The following is a 19,186-nucleotide window of genomic DNA, read 5'->3' on the forward strand; positions in this document are numbered from 1 at the left end:
GTCACCCGGAGTCACGCCATCGCCGAAACCCCGTTCCCGCGCAGCCTGGCTTTGGTCCTGCGCCAGGCGATGGTGATCAGGACGGCGAGGACGATCAGCGGGATCAGGCTGATCGACCAGCTCACCGCCATCGGCGGCCCCGGCTGTTCGAGCACCGTCAGATCCCGGAGCTCACCGGTGCCCCGGCCGGCAGGCCCGTCGATCTCGAACCGGAACGTCCACGCGCCCTGCGTCTTCAGCGCCCGGATGTCCAGCCCCCACACCTCCAGCTTCCGCGGATGCTTCGCCAGCGGCTGCGCCCGGCCCAGCCGTCCGGTTTCCGGATTGACGAACGCGAGCGTCCCCGACTTCCCGGCGATCCCGTCGTCCGGGATGAACGTGAAGTCCAGCGATTGCATGGCGCGCAACGGCCACGTGCTGAACCCGACCGTCATCCCGTACGGACCGACCTGCACCCGTTCGGTATGGACGATGTTCACCGGTTCGTAGGCATTCGCCACCGGTGTGGTCGCGAACAGCAACCCGATCGCCGCCGCCAGCGCCAGCAGTGTCTTACGCATTCGCTTCGCCCCCTTCAGTCTTCGCGGGCGCCAGCAACCGCAGCATCCCGCCGAAACGCCATCCGGCGAACCCGCCGAGCAGCCCGACCACCGCGCCGACCGCGGCCGTCATGAACACGACCGGCCAGTCGAGCGAGCCTCCGTAGACGAGGTCGTTCTGGATCGGCATGGTCGCGCCGACCAGGAACCCGCCGACCCCGCCTGCCAGCACCGAAACCCGGCCGGCCGACCAGCCGCGCCGAGAGAGCAGGTAGACCGCTTCGAGGACGGCGGCGATCGGCAGCAGAGCCATCGGCATCATCGCCGGCATCGCGGGGACGCCGTCGATGTAGTCGCGCATCGGCAGGCCGACGGCAGCCGCGTACGCCTCCGCGGCCCACGGCGAGAACCACCAGGTGATCGCCTGGATGACCGCGAGCGAGGCGGCGACCCACACCGCTCCGCCCGGCCTGCCCCGGAATCCCGCGCCCGCCGCGACCAGCAGCACCGAAAGCAGCGCGATGCCGACGGAGATGACGTCGAGCATGTCGATGTCGATCTGCTGCAGCCCCAGCACGGTGACGGTGCTGAACGCGATCAGCACGCCAAGGCTGCCGACCACGCCGCGGGTGCCCCAGCGGTGCTCCCGCGCGGCCGCGAACACCATGACCGTGCCGATGATGCTCAGCGTGATCGACAGCAGCAGCCCGATATGCGGCGGCGAGTCGATCACCGCGTCGAAGCCGTACAGACCGTGCCACCACTGATCCCACAGGCCGTACAGCAGGAACATCGCCGCGCCGCTCCCGGTCACCAGGTAGCCGGCCGGTGCGGCGAACACCTTCCCGAAGACGTTGATCACCCGGCCGCCGACGCGTGCGTCGACCGCCCGGCCCGCCCGCCGCGCGGCCGTGGTCATCAGCACGACCACGAGGCTCGCGAGCCCGCTGATCGCGCTGCCCGAATACAGGAACAGATGCGGCATCGTGAAGAACGTGTCCGGGCCGACGTCGCCGTGCCACTGGATGTCCCAGGTCAGCCCGATCAGCGAGATCACCGATCCGGCCAGCACCGTGCCCGCCGGCACGAGACCGGTGCGCTCACTTCGTGCCACCGAGACGGTCCTCGCCCCTCCCGCGGTGAGATCCATACCCCCGACCTCCCTCTCTTATTTGACCAGCAAAGGAAAAAAATGCTGCGTGGCGCCGGATGGTCCGCGCAGTGAAACGGTGATCTCCCACTGCCCCGCCATCGGCAGCAGGACGTCACCGGTGCGATACCGGCCCGGTGCCTCCGCGATGGCGGGAGACGGCGCGAGCGCGTGCCCCATCTGCGGCATGACGGGTTCGAGGGTGACCACGTCCGGCGCGGCACCCGTGACCGTCAGCGCGAAGACGTTGCCGCCCTGGTGCGGATCCGCGACCGACAACTCCACGGTGTACGGACCCTGTGTCGAGCGCTGCACCTGTTCACCGCCGCCGCTCGGCCACAGCAGCCAGGCCACGATCGCCACCACGAGCACGGCGACCACGGAGATGAGGAGGACGGGTTTCCGTCGCTCGGTGTCTGGTGTGTCCACTGTGGACTTCACTGGGGTGCCCCTCCCGACGGGATTTCGATCTGCATGGGCACGGTCAGCACCGTGTAATCGCGTTCGGCCTGCAGCCAGACGCGGTACTTGCCTGGTGCGCCGAAGGTGTAGGTGAACGGGACGCCGGGGCCGTATGCGGCGACGGTCTCGTCGGGTTTTCCCGGCAGACCGGGCGATTGCGGGATCATCGAGTGCACGTGGGCCCAGGTCGGCGCGGCAGCGGCGTCCGCGCCGACCCGGCCGTCGCCGGTGATCGGGCCGACGACGATCAGGTGGCCGAGCATGCCCAGCCACGGTTGGAGATCGGCGCGGGCGAACCGCGCGGTGATGGTGGTCGGCGTGCCCGGTTTGACGTCGACATCGATCTTGTTCCCGTTGATGACCCGCGAACCAGCCCCCGCGGGCACCGGTTCGGCGGGGGAGTCGGTGCCTGTCGCGACCGGCATCGTGGTGCGGACCAGCTGCACGCCGCCGCCTCGCCGGGCGAGTTCGGCGGCGACGGCGTAGGTCCCCGCCTCGGGCGGCGTGAACTTCACCCGGTAGTCGCCGGGGCCGACGCGCACCGGATGCAGATGCCAGAGCCTGCCCGTCGGCGAGATGACGACGAGATGGATCAAAGCGTTGTCGTGCACCAGAAGGTCGTCGACCGGGCGACCGGTCGCGCCGTCGGTCAAGGCGATCCGGACGTCGGCGAGACCGCCCGACCGGGCACCCGGGGCGTGCACGGCGAGATTCACCGGCGGCCGCGAGAAGTCCACAGTGGACAGCTGCGCGTTCGCGTACGGATCCTGGATGTTGTCGATCGTCGGATCCAGCGCCGCTCCCGGCGCGGGCGGTGGCGGGGTCGACGCCGAGAGCATCGCACCGGTGATCGCGACGGCGAGCGCGGCGACCATCCCGCCCGCCGGGATCAGCGCCAGTTGTGGCCGTTTGACGCGCATCGCGATGACGAGTCCGAGTACCAGGAACACGCCCGCGGCGACGAAACCGCCGAAGGTGGCCTTTTCCCACGGGGGAATGACCCTGGCGGGGACGATGAACGGGATCGACGCGGTGTCCGTCCCGTCGTCGAGGCCGAGTTCCCACGGTCCGGGCTGGTCGACCCGCAGCAGCGCCGAAGAGGCGCCGGGCTTTTCACCCAGCTGGACGGTGGTTTCGGAGAACGTCGTTCCCGCGGTGGACGCGCGCAGTTTCAGCGTTCCCGGCGGGTTCCCGGCGTGCGTGACGACGTCGACGTGCAGCGGACCGGGCGCGATGTCCATCCGCCGCAGCACGATCGTGAGATCGCGCGTGCCGAGCGTCTGCGCGACCTGGACGTCCGCTCCGCTCGACACGCCGTCCGCCTGGGCCGTGCCGCCCGACAGCAAGAACGTCAGCGCACAGAACACGAGTACGCGGACGATGACCAACGGCGCGGTGCGCCGCCCCCTCAGTGAATTCCCCATCCCGGCTGAAGTTAACGGCGGCGCCGAGGGAAAGCGTCACGGCGCGGGGTGAACCGGGGTCCCCCGTAAAGGGGACCTATGCCCTTACTCCCGGTGGGGGTTTCACCGGAGCAGAAACGGTTTCAGGTTTTCGAGCAGGGCGCGAGGGCGTTCTTCGGCGAGAAAATGGCCGCATTCCTCGATCGCCGTACCGGAGACGTCGTTCGCGTAGTCCTGCCAGATCTCCAGTGTCGGCAGCTTTCCCAGCAGGCCGCTCGCACCCCACAGTGCCAGCACCGGCGGTTCGAGGCGACGACCCGCTTCGAAATCGGCGTCGTCCGCTTCCGCGTCGTGCGGGAAGGACGCGCGGTAGTCGTCGAATCCGGCCCGCAGGGCGCCCGGTGCGGAGAAGGCGCGGACGTATTCGTCGACGGCCTCCCGGCTCAGGCCTTGCCGCTGATGCGTCCAGCGTTCGAAGAAATAGCCGAGGTAGGCGGCGATGTCCTGGCCGGCGAGCAGCTCCGGCAGATCCGGCTGGAGGTGGAACAGCCAGTGCCAGTAGGCGCGGCCGATCTCGGCGTCGAGGCGATTCCAGAGTTCCCTGGTGGGGATGATGTCGAGGACGGCGAGCCGGTCGATCTGATCGGCCCGGTCCAGCGCCCAGCGGTGGGCGACCCGGCCGCCGCGGTCGTGTCCGACGACCGACACGCGCTCGAAACCCAGGTGTGTGGCGAGGGCGGCGACGTCCGCGGCCATCGTGCGTTTGTCGTAGCCGTCGCGAGGTTTGTCGCTTTTGCCGTAGCCGCGGAGGTCGGGCGCGATCACCGTATGCGTTTCGGCCAGCTCGCCGAGGATCTCGCGCCAGCAGAACGACGTCTGCGGCCAGCCGTGCAGGAGGAAGAGCGCGGGCCCCTCTCCGGCACGCAGGTAGTGCATCCGGATGCCGTTGACCGAAGCGGTCTCGCTTACTAACCGGTTCATGGGGTTAGAAGGTAGACCGGCTTCCTAACCGATGGCAAGGGTTAGAATCGCCGGATGGAGTGGGTCTTCGACGGTGGGCGACCGTGCCTCGACCTCGTGAACACCGTGCGCGAGCGGCACGAGAGCGGTCGAGAGCTGCTCGCCGACCCTGCCGCGCTCGCGGAATGGCTGCGGCTCATGGGTTTCGCCGTCACCGAAGCGAGCGCGGGTGAACTGTCCGCCGCGCGGACGCTGCGGGAAGCCGTCGACAAAGTCCTTCTGGGCGATCCTCGGCCCACGGATGTCCTGCTGGTCAACGAAATGGCGTCCGACGCGCCGTCGCCGTGGCTGCGGTACGACGACGGCAGGCCGGTGAAGGAGTTGAGGCCGGTGACAGTCGTCGCCGCCCTCGGCGCGCTCGCGGCCGACGCGATCGACCTCGCCACCGGGGGCATCGCCGTTCGGATCTGCGCCGCCGACGACTGTGGCCTGCGGTTCTGCGACGCCTCGCCGAGACGTTCGCGCCAGTGGTGCTCGATGGCGCGCTGCGGCAACCGGGCGAAGGCCCGCGCCCACTATGCCCGCACCCGAAAGCGCGTTTAGAGGACTAAACGCAGGGTTAAGGCAATGTGGTGTCCCCTCCCGTGGGGCCGGACGGGCTACCGGAAGCCGGAGCGAGGACACTTTGTCCACAAAGGACTCTTTTGCTGGCTCGTGAGTGTGTCGCATGGCAGACGCTGCGCGTAGTGTCCCTTGTGGACAGTCGACCACGCCTTCTGTATTACCTCTCAACTAAACGCGGGCACTTCCGGGGCCGGTGGTGCCACCCAGGAAGCGGTACGCGCGGGGATGGGCCCGGAACCAGACGTTCAGCTTGCCGATCCGACGTACGAGCGAAGAACGCAACGTCGTCGGCACCAAGCCGCCGAAAACCCGGACCACCGACCGGAAACGGTCGAAGCGGCGTTGGTCACGATCCGTCCACTGTAGGCCGATACGGGTACGCAGAGCGGGTGGCAGGGTGCCCCGGATGACGAACATCTGCCCGCGGTACTGCCACCGTTGAAGGCGTGTCCAGCGTTTGTCAGGCAACCATCGCCACGGCTTCTTCACCGTCCGGATCGTCTCGAACAGCGTCGAGATCGTCTCGTTCGGGCCGAAACCGTCGATCATTTCCGCGTAGTACCGCTCGAATTCCGGCCACGTCGGCGGCATGTCCTGCTCGCGCAGGCCGAGGAGCCGCCCGACGTCGCACATCTGCGCGTAGTACTCGTCCAATTCGGCCCGGGTCATCGGAGTTCCGTAAAACCGTTGTGTGTCTACGGGAACCATCACCAGCGTGGCGTGCACCCAAGCGTAGGCGTGCGGGTTCAACGCGCTGTACCGGCGCCCGTCGGCGTCGACCCCGGTGAAAGACCGGTGCAGCGCGCGCAGCCGGTCCGCCTCGTACCGTGCGCCGTCCGGACCGCCGTAGATGTAGATGGACAGCGACGCGGCCGTGCGCATCAGCCGGGTCCACGGATCCTCGATGTAGTCCGAATGATCCCGTACCCCGGCCGCCACCACCGGATGCGCGACCTGCAGCACCAGCACCTGACCGGCCAGCAGCCCGGCGCGGAAGTCCCCGAAGTACCGCCATGCCGCCGTCCCCTTGACGATCGGCGGCCCGCTCATGACGCGCCGCGGATGAGCATCATCAACGGTAGCGCCACCTCCACGCCGTCGTCGCCGGTGGCGAGCCTGCGCAGCTGCAGTCCGGCGATCAGTGCCACGACCGGTCCGGTCAGCCGTTCCGGCGACGCGACACCGAGCGTCCGAAGGATCACCAGCGCGAGTTCGTCGTAGGCGGCGAAACAGCGTGCCGCCGCGTCCTGGAGTCCCGGATCGCGCGCGGCCTGCAGGTACAGCTCGTGCGCGCCGAGTTCGTCGGTGCCGAACGGCAGTTTGGCGATGACCTGCTCGACCACCGACGCGGCCTCCTCGACGCTCAACCCCTGTTCGCGGTAGGCGTCGACGAACCCGGTCAGCTTCGCGGTCTCTTCCTCGACGAATAGCAGCATCGCCTCGCGCAGCAACGCGGTCTGGCTCGGGAAGTGGTAGGTCAGCGTGCCGAGCGAGACGCCGGCAGCGGTCGCGATGCGGCGGTTGGTCAGCCCGCCGACCCCCTGTTCCCCGACCACCTTGAGCGTGGCGTGGAGGATGGTCTCGCGGGTGTTCACCAAGCGGTCTCGGGTTTGCGGTTCTGCCACCGTTCGACCTCTTCCAGTTGCGCCGCCAACGAGATCAGCCGTTCCTCGGAGTGCGAGGGGCCGAGCAGCTGCCCGCCGAGCGGAAGCCCTGCCGGGCTCGGTCCGGCAGGCACGTTGACGCCCGGCCAGCCCAGCACGTTCCACGGCCAAGCGTAGGGGCACGCCGCGATCATGGCCTGGTCGGTCTGCCAGCCGCTGAGCTCGTCGAAGCTGCCGATCCGCGGTGGCGGGGTCGCGGTCGTCGGGGTGAGCAGCACGTCCACCCGGCCGAACACCGAGCCGATCTGCCGCTGCAGCAACGGTTCCGCGGCCCTGGAAAGCCGCAGTGCCGGACCGGCGAGCACCGAACCCTGCCGTGCGTTGGCCCTGGTGCGCGGGTCGAGCCGCGCCTGATCCGGGACGCGACGGGACCAGTCACGGACGCCGACGAGCGAGCGCGGCAGGAAGGTGAGGCCGATCAGCCGGTAGTCCGGTTCGACCTCGACGATCTCGTGGCCGAGTTCGGCGAACCGCTCCGCGAGCCGGATGACGGCCGCGTGCGCGTCCGGGTCCAGCCGGGTTTTCGTGGCGGTGAAAGGGATCCTGGTGGACAGCCCGATGCGCATCCGGCCAGGTTCGCGCCGGGCGGCAGCCTGGAACGCGGAGCCGGTGCCCGCCGCGACGTCGAGCAGCAGGGCCGCGTCGGCGACGGTACGCGCGAGCGGGCCGACCACGGTCAGGCCGTGGAACAGTTCCCGTTCGGTCGGGACGCGGCCGCGTTGCGGTTTGATCCCGACCAGATCGGTCCACGCGGCCGGGATCCGGATCGACCCGGCCCCGTCGGAACCCAGCGCGGCGGCGATCACCCCCGACGCGATGGCCGCCGCCGCGCCGCCGGAGGAACCGCCCGGGGTGCGCTCGGGATCCCACGGATTGCGGGTCGCGCCGAACGCCGGGCCTTCGGTGAAGGGCCACTGGCCGAGTTCCGGTGTGTTGGTCTTGCCGATGAGTACCGCCCCCGCCTTGCGCAGCGCGGCGACAGGTGGGGAGTCCGCCGTCGCGGGCGAGAAGTCGCCTTCGCAGCCGAACGCCGTCGGCAGCCCGGTGACGTCGAGGTCGTCCTTGATCGCGGTGGGGACGCCGAGCAGGGGAGCGGTCTCACCGTCGGCCAGCCGCCGGTCCGCCTCTTCGGCCTCGCGAAGGGCTTCCTCGTGGCGAAGGCACTTGAAGGCATTGAGGGTCGGCTGGCTCGCTTCGGCGCGTTCGAGCGCCAGACGGGTCAACTCGACGGAGGACGTCGCACCACTGGCGAGCAGGGCGGCCTGTTCCGCCAGGCCGGTGAACGCGAGGCTCGGTTTCGAGGTGGTCATGGCTCCCCCTGCACGTCTCGTTCGTTCAAACGAACGATACCACCGGGTAGCGTCGGTGTGGTTACGTGAGTTTCATGAACCTCGATCGCTTTCCCCGCGTCGACCTCGGTGGCTACCCGACGCCGCTGCATCCGGCACCTCGGCTGGCCGAGGCGCTCGGCCTGGAGAACCTGCTGCTCAAACGGGACGACGTGCATCCGCTCGGCGTCGGCGGCAACAAACTGCGCAAGCTCGAGTTCCTGCTCGGCGCGGCGATCGAGGCAGGCGTCGACACGGTGATCACCTTCGGCGCGCTGCAGACCAACCACGGCCGCCAGACCGCCGCCGCCTGCGCGAAGCTCGGCCTGCGGTGCGAACTCGTGCTCACCGCCAAGGTCCCTCGCGACGGCGACGCCTACGAACGGTCCGGCAACGTCTCCCTCGACCACCTTTTCGGCGCGAACGTGCACATCTGCCGGGACGGCGAGGAGACCGGCAAAACCTACGACCGGCTGATCACCGAGGCCGCGGCCGAGGGCCGTCAGGTGGCCACCTTCCCGGTCGGCGGTTCCGACGCCGTCGGTGCGCTCGGCTACGTCGCCGCCGCGCAGGAGATCGCCGGGCAACTCGCCGAGCGCGGCATCACCAAGGCACGGCTGGTCGCCCCGCACGCCAGCGGCGGAACGTCGGCAGGGCTCGTCGTGGGGACGGCGGACCTCGACTCGCTGACCCTCGACATCGCCTGCGTCAGCCATCCGGTGGACGAGGCCCTGGACAACCTCGCCGACCTCACCACCGCGGCCTCCGCCCTGCTGGGCAGGGTGCCGCCGTCACTCGAAGGACTTCACATCGACGACCGCACGATCGGCCCCGGCTACGGCATCCCGACCGCCGAAACCTGGGACGCGGTGCGGCTTTTCGGCCGGACGGAAGGGATCGCGCTCGATCCCGTGTACACCGGCAAAGTGGGCGCCGCGCTGATCGACTGGGCCGCTGAAGGCCATTTCGCGGCCGACGAGCACGTTGTCTTCCTGCACACGGGCGGGCTGCCCGGCCTCTACGGGTACGCCCCGGAATTCGCCGACGCGGTGAGCCGCTGACGCGACCCTGAGCATCCCGGCGATCAGGATCACGTGCACCACCAGCGAAAGCCGCTGCGCGACACCGACCGGGACGATGTCGGTGAGGGTCATGAAGAACGGGATGTCGGACAGGCGCACGAAGATGAAGCTGAGCCCGAAGACGACCAGGCCGGTCGCGCTGCCCCAGGCCAGGCGGCCGATCTGCCTGGCCGCGGGGGTGCCGCGCAGGTTGTCGCGCAGGCTGAACCCGGCGGCGGGCAGGCTGAGGAACGCGACGAGGCAGGCGTAGAGGTGGATCTCGCCGCTGACCGGGTCCGGGAATTCGGGGTAGCTCGCCGGGAAGATCGCGGCCGCCGCCAGTCCCAGCGACCACAGCACGAAGAGCAGTTTCGTGGTGCGGCTCAACGGGATCCCGGCCGCGGCCAGCGCGCCCAGCGCGGTGAGCGAGCCGATGGACAGCGAAAGCACGCTGGCCCCGAGCATGCCCGTGCCGCGGTCGACGTAGGCGTAGCTGGACAGCGTGTCGAACACCGGATCGCGTGAGCTGATCAGGTGCAGCACGACCATGGTGAACAGTGCCCAGCCGATGGCCGCCCCCGACGCGATCAGCCAGGGCTTGGTCCGCGATCTCTCCCCAGGGAACGTCATGCGTCCAGCGTGCTCGCGACGCCGCGGATTTCCGATCCGGGAAGCCCCCGGTTTTACCCTGGGGCTACCCCGAAGTCGACTACTACCAACAGCTGGTCATCGTGCCTTTTCGCGCGGGGCCAGCGTTCGCCGTCGGGGTCCTGTTTCTCCGCCGTGCGCACCGCGTCGAGGACGGCGTCCGGACCACGCTTCCGGCTGATGTCGAGCACTTCCGGCCAGTCGAAGAGTTCGTACTCGTCGACACCGACAGCGACGCCGTCCGTCGCCAGCAGCAGGGCTTCGACCTCCGAACGCGGCCAGCTGCGGCGGACGGCCTCGGCGGCCGCCTTCGGTTCCGCCTCGGCGACCCAGAAGCCGTCCGGCGCGTTGCGTTTGGCGCGGACGTCGGAGCCGGTGCGGAGCTGACCGCCGCCGCGCAGCGAGACCAGCCTGTCGTCGGTGAGCGGGTCGGCGCCGGAGGGCCCGAACGCGATGATCGGGCTGTCGGCGAGCACGAGTCCGTCGACGGTGTCGTCCGTCCAGCGCGCGATCGCGACCGTGCTCGACGGCGAGCGGCCCGGTTCGAGGCCTTCGCGCCGGGCGACGTCGGCGATCGACTCGGCCAGCAGCACCGCGAGATCCGCCTGGGGTTCCGCGCTCAGCGCCTGCGACAGGCTGTGCACGAGCAGGCTCGCGTACCAGCCGCCGGGCGGGAGATCCGGCTGCGGCGAGGTCGCGCCGTCGAGCACCACCACGGCGTTCCCGAGCACGGCGACGTGGTCCTCGGTCGGGCGCGGAGAGCCGTCCGCGCCTACTCCGTCCCTTTCCGCCACTGCGATTTCGGCCATGCCCCGACCCTAACTGTCAACCGGAGTTGACACTGTGGAGATGTCAACGTAGGTTGACGTCATGACCGAAGCGACAGACCTGGCCGCGCGAGCCGGCGACCGCGATCCCCGGGTGGGATTGCGCGCCGTCGCCGCCTTGCGCCGGCTGTTGGAACAACTCGAAGCCGTGCAGGTCCGCAGCGCGCGGGTGCACGGATGGTCCTGGCAGGAGATCGCGGCCGAGCTGGGGGTCAGCAGGCAAGCGGTGCACAAGAAATACGGGAGGCACTGATGTTCGAACGCTTTACCCCCGAAGCCCGCGAAGTCGTCGTCGAGGCTCAGCGCGTCGCGTCGGACGAGGCGTCCGCCAACGTCGACCCGCTGCACCTGCTGACCTCACTCGCCCGGAACACGAAGGTGCTGACCGCGCTGGGCTGCCCTGGCGACGAACTGGCCGACGACCTCCGGCGCGTACGCCGTCGTGGCGGGATGAGCGACGCCGATGTCGAAGCCCTGAGCGGGTTCGGCATCGACGTCGAGCACATCGTCGAGCGGGTCGAACAGACCCACGGCCCCGGCGCGCTGACCGGCGGGCAGCGGAGCAAACGCGGCCACCGGCCCTTCGCTCCCGAGGCGAAGAAGGTGCTGGCGCAGACCCTTCGCGAAGCCGTCGATGTCGGCAGCAAGCGCATCGAGGGCGAGCACCTCCTTCTCGCGCTGACGGCCCTTCCCGGCGTCGCCGCCGACGTCCTCGCCCAGCGCGGGATCGACTACCTCGCCGTCCGGCGCCTGCTGGAACGGCGCGAGGCCAGCTAGCGCTCACCAATCACGGGAGATCTCGCGTGATCAGACGGCGGTTACGCGTGATTGGACGGAGATCTCACGTGATCTCCGTCTGATCACGGGAGATCTCCGCTTAGTCACGCGTGATCGCCGTCTAGTCACGTGTAAGACCGTCTTCAGCTCTCGGCCCGTTCACGCCAGGTGACCAGTGGCAGGAAGGCCTGCGTGAGCGGGCCGATGGCGAGCGCGTAGAAGATCGTGCCGATGCCGACGGTGCCGCCGAGCAGCCAGCCGGCAGCCAGGACGGTGATCTCGATGAGGGTCCGGACGAGGCGGATCGACCTGCCCGTCCGGGCCGCGAAGCCGGTCATCAGCCCGTCGCGGGGGCCAGGGCCGAGGCGCGCGCCGACGTAGATCGCGGCGGCGAGACCGTTGAGCACCACCCCGGCGACCAGGTTGAGGATCTGCCAGCCGAGCACGTGCTGATCGGGCAGGAAGAGCCGCACGAAATCGACGGTGAGCGAGATGACCACGATGTTGGCGACCGTGCCGATACCGGGCCGCTGCCGCAGCGGGATCCACAACAGCAGCACCGCGACCGAGGCGAGCGCGGTGACCGTGCCGAACGTGAGGCCGGTGAGCTTCATCAGGCCTTCGTGGAGCACGTCCCACGGGTCGAGGCCGAGGCCGGACCTGGTCAGCATGGCCATGCTGCCGCCGTAGAGGGCGAGTCCGCCGACGAGCTGGATCGAGCGGCGCGCGGTGTCGTGGGAGATGCCGACGGGTCTGAGGTCGAGTGTAAGTGCCACGACTGCACCATCGGGGGTAAGTGGCTACCTTGACCATGGCCAATCCGCAATAATTGGCCTTATGGAACCGCTGATTCCGCTGACTGGACGTGTTTCGGGCCAGAAATTGGCCACCTTGCTGGGAAGTTGGCGGCAGAGTGGTTCTCGTCACGGCGCCGCGGACCTCGCGGCGGCGGTCGAACTGCTGATCCTCGACGGCAGGCTCCCGCTCGGTACGAAACTCCCGGCCGAACGGGAACTCGCCGACGCGCTGGAGGTCAGCCGCACGCTGATCGGCGCCGCACTGGACAAACTGCGGGCCGACGGGCTGGTCGCCAGCCGTCGCGGGGCAGGCTCCTGGATCGCGTCGCCCGGCGGCCGTGGCCGGGAGCCGCTCCTGCCGTCCGGCGAGGACCTCATCGACCTCGCCCAGGCCTGCCCGCCCGCCATCGCGGGCCTCGTACCCGCTGTGGACGCCGCCCGGAAGTCCTTGGTGGAACATCTCGGTGAGAACGGCTATCACGTGCGCGGTCTGCCGGTCCTGCGTGAACGGATCGCCCGCCGCTACACCGAACGCGGGTTGCCGACCAACCCCGAACAGGTGATGGTCACCAACGGCGCGCATCACGCGTTCGTGCAGGTCCTGCGGATGCTGGCCGGTCCAGGTGACCGGGTGCTGGTCGAGCAGCCGACGTATCCGAACGCGCTCGAAGCCATCGGCGCCGCGCACGCCATCCCGGTGCCGGTGCCGCTGGATCCGGCGAGCGGCTGGGACATCGTCGGGATCGAGGCCGCGCTACGGCAGTCCGCGCCGAGGCTCGCGTACTTCGTCGCGGACTTCCAGAACCCGACCGGGCTGCGGCTGGACGTCGACGGCCGGGAGCGGCTCGCCGCCGCGCTGAGCCGCGCGCGGACACCGGCGATCATCGACGAGACCCTGGTGGAGCTGGATCTCGAAGGCGATCCGGTGGACGGGCCGCCGCCGCTCGGCGCGTTCGCGGGCGATCTCGGCATCACGATCGGCTCGGCGTCGAAATCGCATTGGGCCGGGCTCCGGCTGGGCTGGATCCGCGCTTCGGAGGACGTCATCGGCAGGCTGATCGCGGCCCGTTTCGCCGTCGACCTGGGGTCTCCGGTCTTCGAGCAACTCGTCCTCGCCGAACTGCTCGACGACGGCGGGGCCGCGCTCGCGCACCGCCGTGAGGAGACGTTGGCCCTGCGTGACGCGCTGACCGGAGCGCTCAACTGGTACTGCCCGGATTGGACGTTCACTGTGCCGCCGGGTGGGCTTTCGCTGTGGTGCCGGTTGCCGGAGCCGATGAGCACGCGTTTGGCCGTCGCGGCGGCGGGGCACGGGGTGCAGGTGGCGCCGGGCTCGCGATTCGGCGTCCACGGTGGCCTGGAGCGCTGGTTGCGACTGCCGTACGCGTTGCCCGCCGACCGGCTTTTCGAGGCCGTGCGCCGGCTTGGCGCGGCCGCCGCTTCGGTGACCGCGGCCCCCGCCACGGCGACCCCCGTAGCCGTCCAGATCACCTGACGCCCGAGGAGTCCGGGGTGTGAAAACGGAAATAGCCGGTGCGCCGGCGGGGCGGCCGATGCTCCAGGGAGGGCATCGGCGCCGCACGACCAGCGCACCGGCTATCCGGCCCGCCCCCAGGCCGAAACCTGGGGACGGGCACCGCGGCGGTTACCCGGCACAGCCCCTCGACGTGCCGGGAACCGCCCGCGGATCAGGTGGTCTTCGAGCTTGGCCGGCTCCTGCTCGGCGCGGTGAGCAGAAGCCCCCGAAGTCCACCCGGTGCTGGTCCCGGCGCCACAGGGGCAGCGCGGCGCCGGGGCCGGGATCCGAACCGGCCGGGCGCGGTCGGCCGTTCGGGAAGAGGGGGAAACCTGAACGAGGGCAGGCTGAAACGCGACTGGGCCGAGGATTGTCCGAAGACGCCGAAAACCGAAGTTGATCTTGGTTTGGACGTGGTTCTCCCCGGCGACCCGGTCAGGTCAGTCGGGGGAGGTGGCGGGAAGCGCGGCTTCCCTGCCGGTGCGCTCGCCTTCGTGATCGCAGCCGGTGCCGAGAAGCTTCAGCTGCGTGGCGGGGATTCCGGAGTCGAGTACCGCGAGCGGCCCGCGGCCGCCGGCGGAGTTGTCGTGCCCTGGCTGAGCGCTCGATGTAGGCGCCAGCGGGGCGACCGGGGTGTTCGGCAGGCCACCGCCGCCGCCCGAGCCGCCGCCGTCCGGGGACGCGTGCGTGTCGGACTCGGCGGGAGCGGCCGCGGAAGCGGCCTGGACGTCGAACTTGACCCGGGTGGGCAGGACGACGCGGTGGTTCTGGCTCGCCGCGGCCGGAGCGGGCGTCTCGGCCGGGACGACCGGACGTGGCGCGGGCGTGACCGGCGCTGTCGGTGTGAGCGGGGTGGCGGTCTTGGCCGGGACGGCGATGGTGACCGAGCCACTGGCCGAATCGCCGGAGCCGCCGCCGAAGACGGGGTCGAGCGCGTCGCCGACGCCAGGCAGGATCTCGGGATTACCCGCTCCGCAGCAAGGCGCCGGCGTGATGATCGGCGCGATGACGTGCTCGCCGATGCCGCCGACGACCCCGCCGACGGTTTCGACGACGCCGCCGACGGTGTTCGTGACGACGTCGAGCACTCCGCCGAGGAGGCCGCCCAGCAGACCGTTGCCGGACTGGGTCTTGGTGGTCTGCGTGGTCGTCTTCTCGACGGGCTCCGGGGAAGCGGTCTTCTCGACGGAACTCGCGTTCGATACGGCCTGCTCCTCGACGGTGGCCTCAGGTTCCTCGCTCGAAGCGGGGACGGGCTCTTCCGTCGGGGATTCTTCGTTGGGGGACGCGGACTTCGTGGATTCCGTGGTCTCGGCGGGTTTCGTGGCCTTCGCCGAGCCGGAGTCCGAAGTGGACTCATTTGGAGTAGTCGTTTTCCCGGCGTCGGTTTCGTTCGACGGCTGGACCACGGAGGTCTCCGGCGTCGTGGCCGTGGGTTCCTCGGCCGAAGCCGGGGTGCTCAGGACGGCGCCGAGGACCCAGCCCGTGATCGCGATGCCGCTCGCGAAAAGGATTCGCGCTCCGGCGTTCGACAGCGTCTTCGACGGAACGCGGCCGCGACGGTGCACGACTGCCGTACCACTCATGGCAATCACCGCCGTCCGCGCCTGAAACCCACGTTCTCCGCGTGAGTTCGATCTTTCTTGGGGTCTCTTCCGGCCAGGTCGCAGTTCCCCCGGGGCTGCACCAGTTTTAGCACCGGAGGGGAGTGTTTCACTTCAGCCGCCGTCGATCCAGCCCGTTAGGCGGAACGACGCAACCGGCTCCGGTACCTGGACTACCGAAGTTGATCACTCTCGGTATGTGGCGAGCGGCCATCCGGGGACGCGTGGAACTACTCAAATCCTCGGTGACCTGACCTTTTCTGGATCCCTGCTGCGGTGCGTGCCGTCGAAGTCGCGTTCGGTGATCGAGCGGGCGGACGTGCGCCGCCGGGAGGGGAGAGTCCGCGATGTGGGACGTGAACGCGGTGTCGGCGGCGGTGCTCGGCGCGCTGAAGGCCTACCGGCTGAGCGAAGCCGATGCCAGGGACGTCTGTCAGGAAGCGTGGCTGGAACTGTTTCGCGCGCCGGGCTCACTGCGCGACGAAGCGAAGCTCCGTGCTTGGTTGACGACCACCGCGCGACGCCGCGCGCTCCGGATGATCAGCAGGAACAGACGCGAAACGCCGCCTCCGCCGCCGGGTCCGGAAGCGACCCCGGAGGCCGAGGTCGTCCGCGCCGAACGCGACCGCGCGCTCTGGGCGGCGGTCGATCGGCTCCCGGACGTGCACCGCCGCCTGATGTGGTTGCTCGCGCACCGGCCGGAGCTGTCCTACGCCCAGCTCGCCGGGGAGCTGGGGATCAGCCCGGCCAGTGTCGGACGGCTCCGAAGACGGTGTCTCGACCGGCTCCGGCGTGCTCTCGAGAAGGGGGGCTGGGCCTGAGGGACATCAGACCAGTCAGGTCAGTTTGCGCAATCGGGTGACGGCTTCGTCGATGACCTCGTTACGTTTGCAGAACGCGAAACGCAGCAGATGTTTCCACTCTTCCGGGTGATCGGTGAACACCTTTACGGGGACGGCGGCCACGCCCACCCGTTCGGGGAGCTCCCAGGCCAGTTCCGCGGCGTCTTCGAAGCCGAGCGGCCGGACGTCGACGCAGATGAAGTACGTCCCGGCGGTCGGCCGGACGGCGAACCCGGCTTCCGCGAGGCCCGCCGCGAGCCGGTCCCGTTTGCCCTGCAGGCTCGTGCGCAGGTCTTCGACCCACGGCAGTTCGTGCTCCAGCGCGTGTGCGACGGCCGGTTGCAACGGGCCACCCGAGACGAAGGTGATGAACTGCTTCGCCGCCTTCACCGCGGCGACCAGTTCGGGAGTCGCGCAGACCCAGCCGATCTTCCAGCCGGTGCAGTTGAACGTCTTGCCCGCGCTGGAGATCGACACCGTCCGCTCGCGCATACCGGGGAAGGTGGCGAGCGGGAAGTGCTCGGCGTCGTCGAAGACCAGGTGCTCGTACACCTCGTCGGTGATCGCGATCAGGTCGTGCGTCACGCAGAGCGCGGCGACGGCCTCCAGCTCGGCGCGGGTGAACACCGTGCCGGTCGGGTTGTGCGGCGAGTTGATCAGGATCGCCCTGGTCCGTTCGGTCACCGCGGCCCGGAGGCCCTCGATGTCCAGCGCGAACCGGCCGTCACGTTCCACCAGGCCGACTACGCGCCGCTCTGCGCCGGCCATGGCGACCGCGGCCGCGTACGAGTCGTAGTACGGCTCGATGACGATGACCTCGTCGCCTGCCTGCGTCAGCGCGATCAGCGACGCCGCGATGGCCTCGGTCGCGCCCGCCGTGACGAGGATCTCCGTGTCCGGGTCGTACTCGACGCCGTAGCGCAGGCGGTGACCCGCGATCGCCGCGCGCAGCTCCGGGCGCCCCGGACCCGGCGGGTACTGGTTCGCGCCGCCGAACAGCGCGTTCTTGGCGGCGTCGAGCATCCCGGCGGGCCCGTCGGTGTCGGGAAAACCCTGGCCGAGGTTGACGGCGTCGTGGCGGACGGCCAGCGCCGTCATCTCGGCGAAGATGGTCGAGGTGAAGGGCTGGAGGCGGGAGACGAGGAGAGGTTCGCGCACGATCAGCCATCCTCACGGACAATGGCGGTGTGGAGCAACTGACGCCCGCCAAGGTGACCCCAGCCGATCCGCCCGGTGGAACCGCCGCCGAGGAGGAGAAGCGTCGCGGCCTGCGCAAGATGAAGATGGTCGCGCTGTCGTTCCTGCTCGGCGCCACGGTGATCTTCCTGCTGACCAGCTGGGCCGAAGCCGCGGGCTGGCCGGGCTGGGTCGGCTACGTCCGTGCCGCCGCCGAAGCCGGGATGGTCGGCGCGCTCGCCGACTGGTTCGCGGTGACCGCGCTGTTCCGGCATCCGCTGCGGATCAAGATCCCGCACACCGCGATCATCCCGAACAAGAAGGACGCGCTGGGCAGCAGCCTCGGTGACTTCGTCGGCTCGAACTTCCTGTCGGAGTCCGTGATCCGCGAGAAACTGAGCCGCGTCGAGGTCTCGAAGCGGCTCGGCGGCTGGCTCTCGCAGCCGCAGAACGCCGAACGCGTGACGTCCGAGCTGGCCACCGTCGTCCGGGCCGCGGTCAAGGTGCTCCGCGACGAAGACGTCCAGGCGATCATGGAACAGGCCGTGGTCAAGCGGATCGTGGACAAGCCGTGGGGCCCGCCGCTCGGCAAGATCCTCGCGGGCGTGTTCGCCGACGGGGCGCACCACAAACTCGTGGACCTGATGTGCGACCGCGCCTACGAATGGGTGCGGGACAACCACACGACGATGCTGCGCGTGGTCTCGGACCGGGCGCCGAGCTGGTCGCCGAAATTCGTCGACGAGATGCTCGCGGACAAGGTCTACGGCGAGGTGCTGTCGTTCGTCTGGGCGGTGAAGACCGACGTCAACCACCCCATGCGGCTGGCGCTGGACAAGTTCCTCGGCGAGTTCGCCCTCGACCTGCAGACCAACCCCGAGGTGATGGCACGCGCCGAGCAGGTCAAGTCCCAGATGCTGGGGCACGACGAGGTGCAGAAGCTGATCGGCTCGGCCTGGGCGACGGCCAAGGAGATGCTGCTCAACGCCGCCGAGGACCCGTCGAGCGAGCTGCGCCGCCGGGTGCGCACCGGCCTCGAGGCGCTGGGCGGGCGGCTGGTCTCCGACGACCACATCCGGTCCAAGGTGGACAACTGGGTGGAGGGGGCGGCGGCCTATCTGGTCACGCACTACTCCAAGGAGATCACCACGATCATCACCGACACCGTGGAGCGCTGGGACGCCGAGGAGACCTCGCGCAAGATCGAACTCCAGGTCGGCCGGGATCTGCAGTTCATCCGGATCAACGGCACGGTGGTCGGCGCGCTCGCCGGGCTGGTCATCTACGCGGTCGCGCAGCTGCTCTTCTGAGCGGCGGCGCCTATACCACACTCCGGAGGCCTCACCGCGAGTTGTCCACAGGAAGTGGAGTCATCCCCAGGGTTATCCACAGCTTTTCACGTCTTTGGCCTAACGCTGTGCACAACCCCTGGGGGTAACTCGGGGGTGGGTGACCCCAGAAGTTGTGGTGAGGGGGCGGGCCGTGAAGGACTCTTTGAGGGACTCAGAGTCCCTCAAAGTTCCCCCTCACCCGCCCTGGGCGGCCGTCGCGAGCCTCAGCGGCCTCACCTGTCACAACGGCTGCGCGTGAAGGCCCCCTTCCCTCGGCTCAGCCGAGGGAAGGGGGCCTTCACGCGCTTCCCCAGTACATGAAGGACACCTTCCTGTACTTAGGCGCAAGGAGGGAGCCATCACGTCTTCGCCGCGAGCCAGGCGTCGGTACAGGGGGTCGTGGGGGGGGGGGTGGGGTGTTATCACACGTCACCCCGACCACCCAAACCGCCCCGCCAGGGAACACCCCGGGGACGC

At 69.6% G+C, this 19,186-nt stretch carries 19 protein-coding genes and 1 pseudogene; 7 read left to right on the forward strand and 13 right to left on the reverse strand.

All coding sequences use genetic code 11. From position 1 onward, the window contains the following. Positions 1-11 precede the first annotated feature (11 nt). From ACZ5ZX_RS04400 to ACZ5ZX_RS04420, 5 genes are all read right to left on the reverse strand, one after another. Positions 12-560 (reverse strand): hypothetical protein, encoded by a 549-nt coding sequence (locus ACZ5ZX_RS04400; RefSeq protein WP_465500609.1) that lies wholly within the window; start codon positions 558-560, stop codon positions 12-14. Beyond that, positions 553-1,689 (reverse strand): hypothetical protein, encoded by a 1,137-nt coding sequence (locus ACZ5ZX_RS04405; RefSeq protein WP_465500610.1) that lies wholly within the window; start codon positions 1,687-1,689, stop codon positions 553-555. The genes ACZ5ZX_RS04400 and ACZ5ZX_RS04405 overlap by 8 nt, the downstream gene beginning before the upstream one ends. Positions 1,690-1,707: 18 nt before the next feature. Beyond that, a complete protein-coding gene (locus ACZ5ZX_RS04410) occupies positions 1,708-2,130 on the reverse strand; it encodes a FixH family protein (protein WP_465500611.1) in 423 nt (140 codons plus the stop codon). Beyond that, the gene (locus ACZ5ZX_RS04415) at positions 2,127-3,575 is read right to left on the reverse strand and encodes a hypothetical protein (protein ID WP_465500612.1); all 1,449 of its coding nucleotides are present in this window, start codon (positions 3,573-3,575) and stop codon (positions 2,127-2,129) included. The genes ACZ5ZX_RS04410 and ACZ5ZX_RS04415 overlap by 4 nt, the downstream gene beginning before the upstream one ends. 102 nt (positions 3,576-3,677) lie before the next feature. Beyond that, positions 3,678-4,535, reverse strand: a complete 858-nt coding sequence (locus ACZ5ZX_RS04420; RefSeq protein ID WP_465500613.1) for an alpha/beta fold hydrolase — start codon at positions 4,533-4,535, stop codon at positions 3,678-3,680. Between the two features lie 54 nt (positions 4,536-4,589). Between ACZ5ZX_RS04420 and ACZ5ZX_RS04425 the strand changes: the two genes are divergently transcribed. Beyond that, entirely contained in the window at positions 4,590-5,117 is a 528-nt protein-coding gene (locus ACZ5ZX_RS04425; RefSeq protein WP_465500614.1) for a CGNR zinc finger domain-containing protein, read from the forward strand. 189 nt (positions 5,118-5,306) lie between these two features. On the opposite strand, the gene ACZ5ZX_RS04430 is transcribed toward ACZ5ZX_RS04425, so the two are convergent. Genes ACZ5ZX_RS04430 through ACZ5ZX_RS04440 form a run of 3 tightly spaced genes read right to left on the reverse strand, consistent with a single transcriptional unit; the run spans position 5,307 to position 8,112 of the window. Continuing rightward, on the reverse strand, positions 5,307-6,188 hold the full coding sequence (locus ACZ5ZX_RS04430; protein WP_465500615.1) for an oxygenase MpaB family protein: 882 nt from the start codon (positions 6,186-6,188) through the stop codon (positions 5,307-5,309). Beyond that, positions 6,185-6,733 (reverse strand): TetR/AcrR family transcriptional regulator, encoded by a 549-nt coding sequence (locus tag ACZ5ZX_RS04435; protein ID WP_465501041.1) that lies wholly within the window; start codon positions 6,731-6,733, stop codon positions 6,185-6,187. The genes ACZ5ZX_RS04430 and ACZ5ZX_RS04435 overlap by 4 nt, the downstream gene beginning before the upstream one ends. Next, positions 6,730-8,112, reverse strand: a complete 1,383-nt coding sequence (locus ACZ5ZX_RS04440; RefSeq protein WP_465500616.1) for an amidase — start codon at positions 8,110-8,112, stop codon at positions 6,730-6,732. The genes ACZ5ZX_RS04435 and ACZ5ZX_RS04440 overlap by 4 nt, the downstream gene beginning before the upstream one ends. 74 nt (positions 8,113-8,186) lie before the next feature. Here ACZ5ZX_RS04440 and ACZ5ZX_RS04445 point away from each other — a divergent pair, with 74 nt between their 5' ends. Then, complete coding sequence (locus ACZ5ZX_RS04445) at positions 8,187-9,191, forward strand: D-cysteine desulfhydrase family protein (protein WP_465500617.1); 1,005 nt, start codon at positions 8,187-8,189, stop codon at positions 9,189-9,191. Positions 9,192-9,266: 75 nt separating this feature from the next. On the opposite strand, the pseudogene ACZ5ZX_RS04450 reads toward ACZ5ZX_RS04445, so the two are convergent. Together ACZ5ZX_RS04450 and ACZ5ZX_RS04455 are read right to left on the reverse strand one after the other, a co-directional pair. Next, positions 9,267-9,821, reverse strand: a pseudogene (locus ACZ5ZX_RS04450) (DUF998 domain-containing protein); the annotation flags it as partial. 53 nt (positions 9,822-9,874) lie between these two features. Continuing rightward, positions 9,875-10,648, reverse strand: a complete 774-nt coding sequence (locus ACZ5ZX_RS04455; RefSeq protein WP_465500618.1) for a hypothetical protein — start codon at positions 10,646-10,648, stop codon at positions 9,875-9,877. Positions 10,649-10,709: 61 nt separating this feature from the next. Between ACZ5ZX_RS04455 and ACZ5ZX_RS04460 the strand changes: the two genes are divergently transcribed. Further along, positions 10,710-10,919, forward strand: a complete 210-nt coding sequence (locus ACZ5ZX_RS04460) for a sigma factor-like helix-turn-helix DNA-binding protein (RefSeq protein ID WP_004559389.1) — start codon at positions 10,710-10,712, stop codon at positions 10,917-10,919. Then, positions 10,919-11,443, forward strand: coding sequence for a Clp protease N-terminal domain-containing protein (locus ACZ5ZX_RS04465; protein ID WP_465500619.1), 525 nt, complete (start codon positions 10,919-10,921; stop codon positions 11,441-11,443). The genes ACZ5ZX_RS04460 and ACZ5ZX_RS04465 overlap by 1 nt, the downstream gene beginning before the upstream one ends. 143 nt (positions 11,444-11,586) lie before the next feature. On the opposite strand, the gene yczE is transcribed toward ACZ5ZX_RS04465, so the two are convergent. Next, positions 11,587-12,219 carry a membrane protein YczE gene (gene yczE, locus ACZ5ZX_RS04470; protein WP_465500620.1) on the reverse strand — a complete coding sequence of 211 codons (633 nt, stop codon included), beginning with the start codon at positions 12,217-12,219 and terminating at the stop codon, positions 11,587-11,589. A 61-nt stretch (positions 12,220-12,280) separates the two neighbouring features. On the opposite strand from yczE, the gene yczR reads away from it, so the two are divergent. Next, positions 12,281-13,735: a MocR-like transcription factor YczR gene (gene yczR, locus ACZ5ZX_RS04475; protein ID WP_465500621.1), complete on the forward strand. Its 1,455-nt coding sequence runs from the start codon at positions 12,281-12,283 to the stop codon at positions 13,733-13,735. 461 nt (positions 13,736-14,196) lie between these two features. Here yczR and ACZ5ZX_RS04480 read toward each other — a convergent pair whose 3' ends face one another. Beyond that, complete coding sequence (locus ACZ5ZX_RS04480; protein WP_465500622.1) at positions 14,197-15,342, reverse strand: hypothetical protein; 1,146 nt, start codon at positions 15,340-15,342, stop codon at positions 14,197-14,199. Between the two features lie 365 nt (positions 15,343-15,707). On the opposite strand from ACZ5ZX_RS04480, the gene ACZ5ZX_RS04485 reads away from it, so the two are divergent. After that, the gene (locus ACZ5ZX_RS04485) at positions 15,708-16,181 is read left to right on the forward strand and encodes a sigma-70 family RNA polymerase sigma factor (protein ID WP_465500623.1); all 474 of its coding nucleotides are present in this window, start codon (positions 15,708-15,710) and stop codon (positions 16,179-16,181) included. A 15-nt stretch (positions 16,182-16,196) separates the two neighbouring features. Here ACZ5ZX_RS04485 and ACZ5ZX_RS04490 read toward each other — a convergent pair whose 3' ends face one another. Continuing rightward, positions 16,197-17,360, reverse strand: coding sequence for a pyridoxal phosphate-dependent aminotransferase (locus ACZ5ZX_RS04490; protein WP_465500624.1), 1,164 nt, complete (start codon positions 17,358-17,360; stop codon positions 16,197-16,199). A gap of 29 nt (positions 17,361-17,389) precedes the next feature. Between ACZ5ZX_RS04490 and ACZ5ZX_RS04495 the strand changes: the two genes are divergently transcribed. Continuing rightward, entirely contained in the window at positions 17,390-18,688 is a 1,299-nt protein-coding gene (locus ACZ5ZX_RS04495) for a DUF445 domain-containing protein (protein WP_465500625.1), read from the forward strand. The last annotated feature ends 498 nt before the right edge of the window (positions 18,689-19,186 follow it).

The organism is Amycolatopsis sp. NPDC033938, from assembly GCF_055575975.1.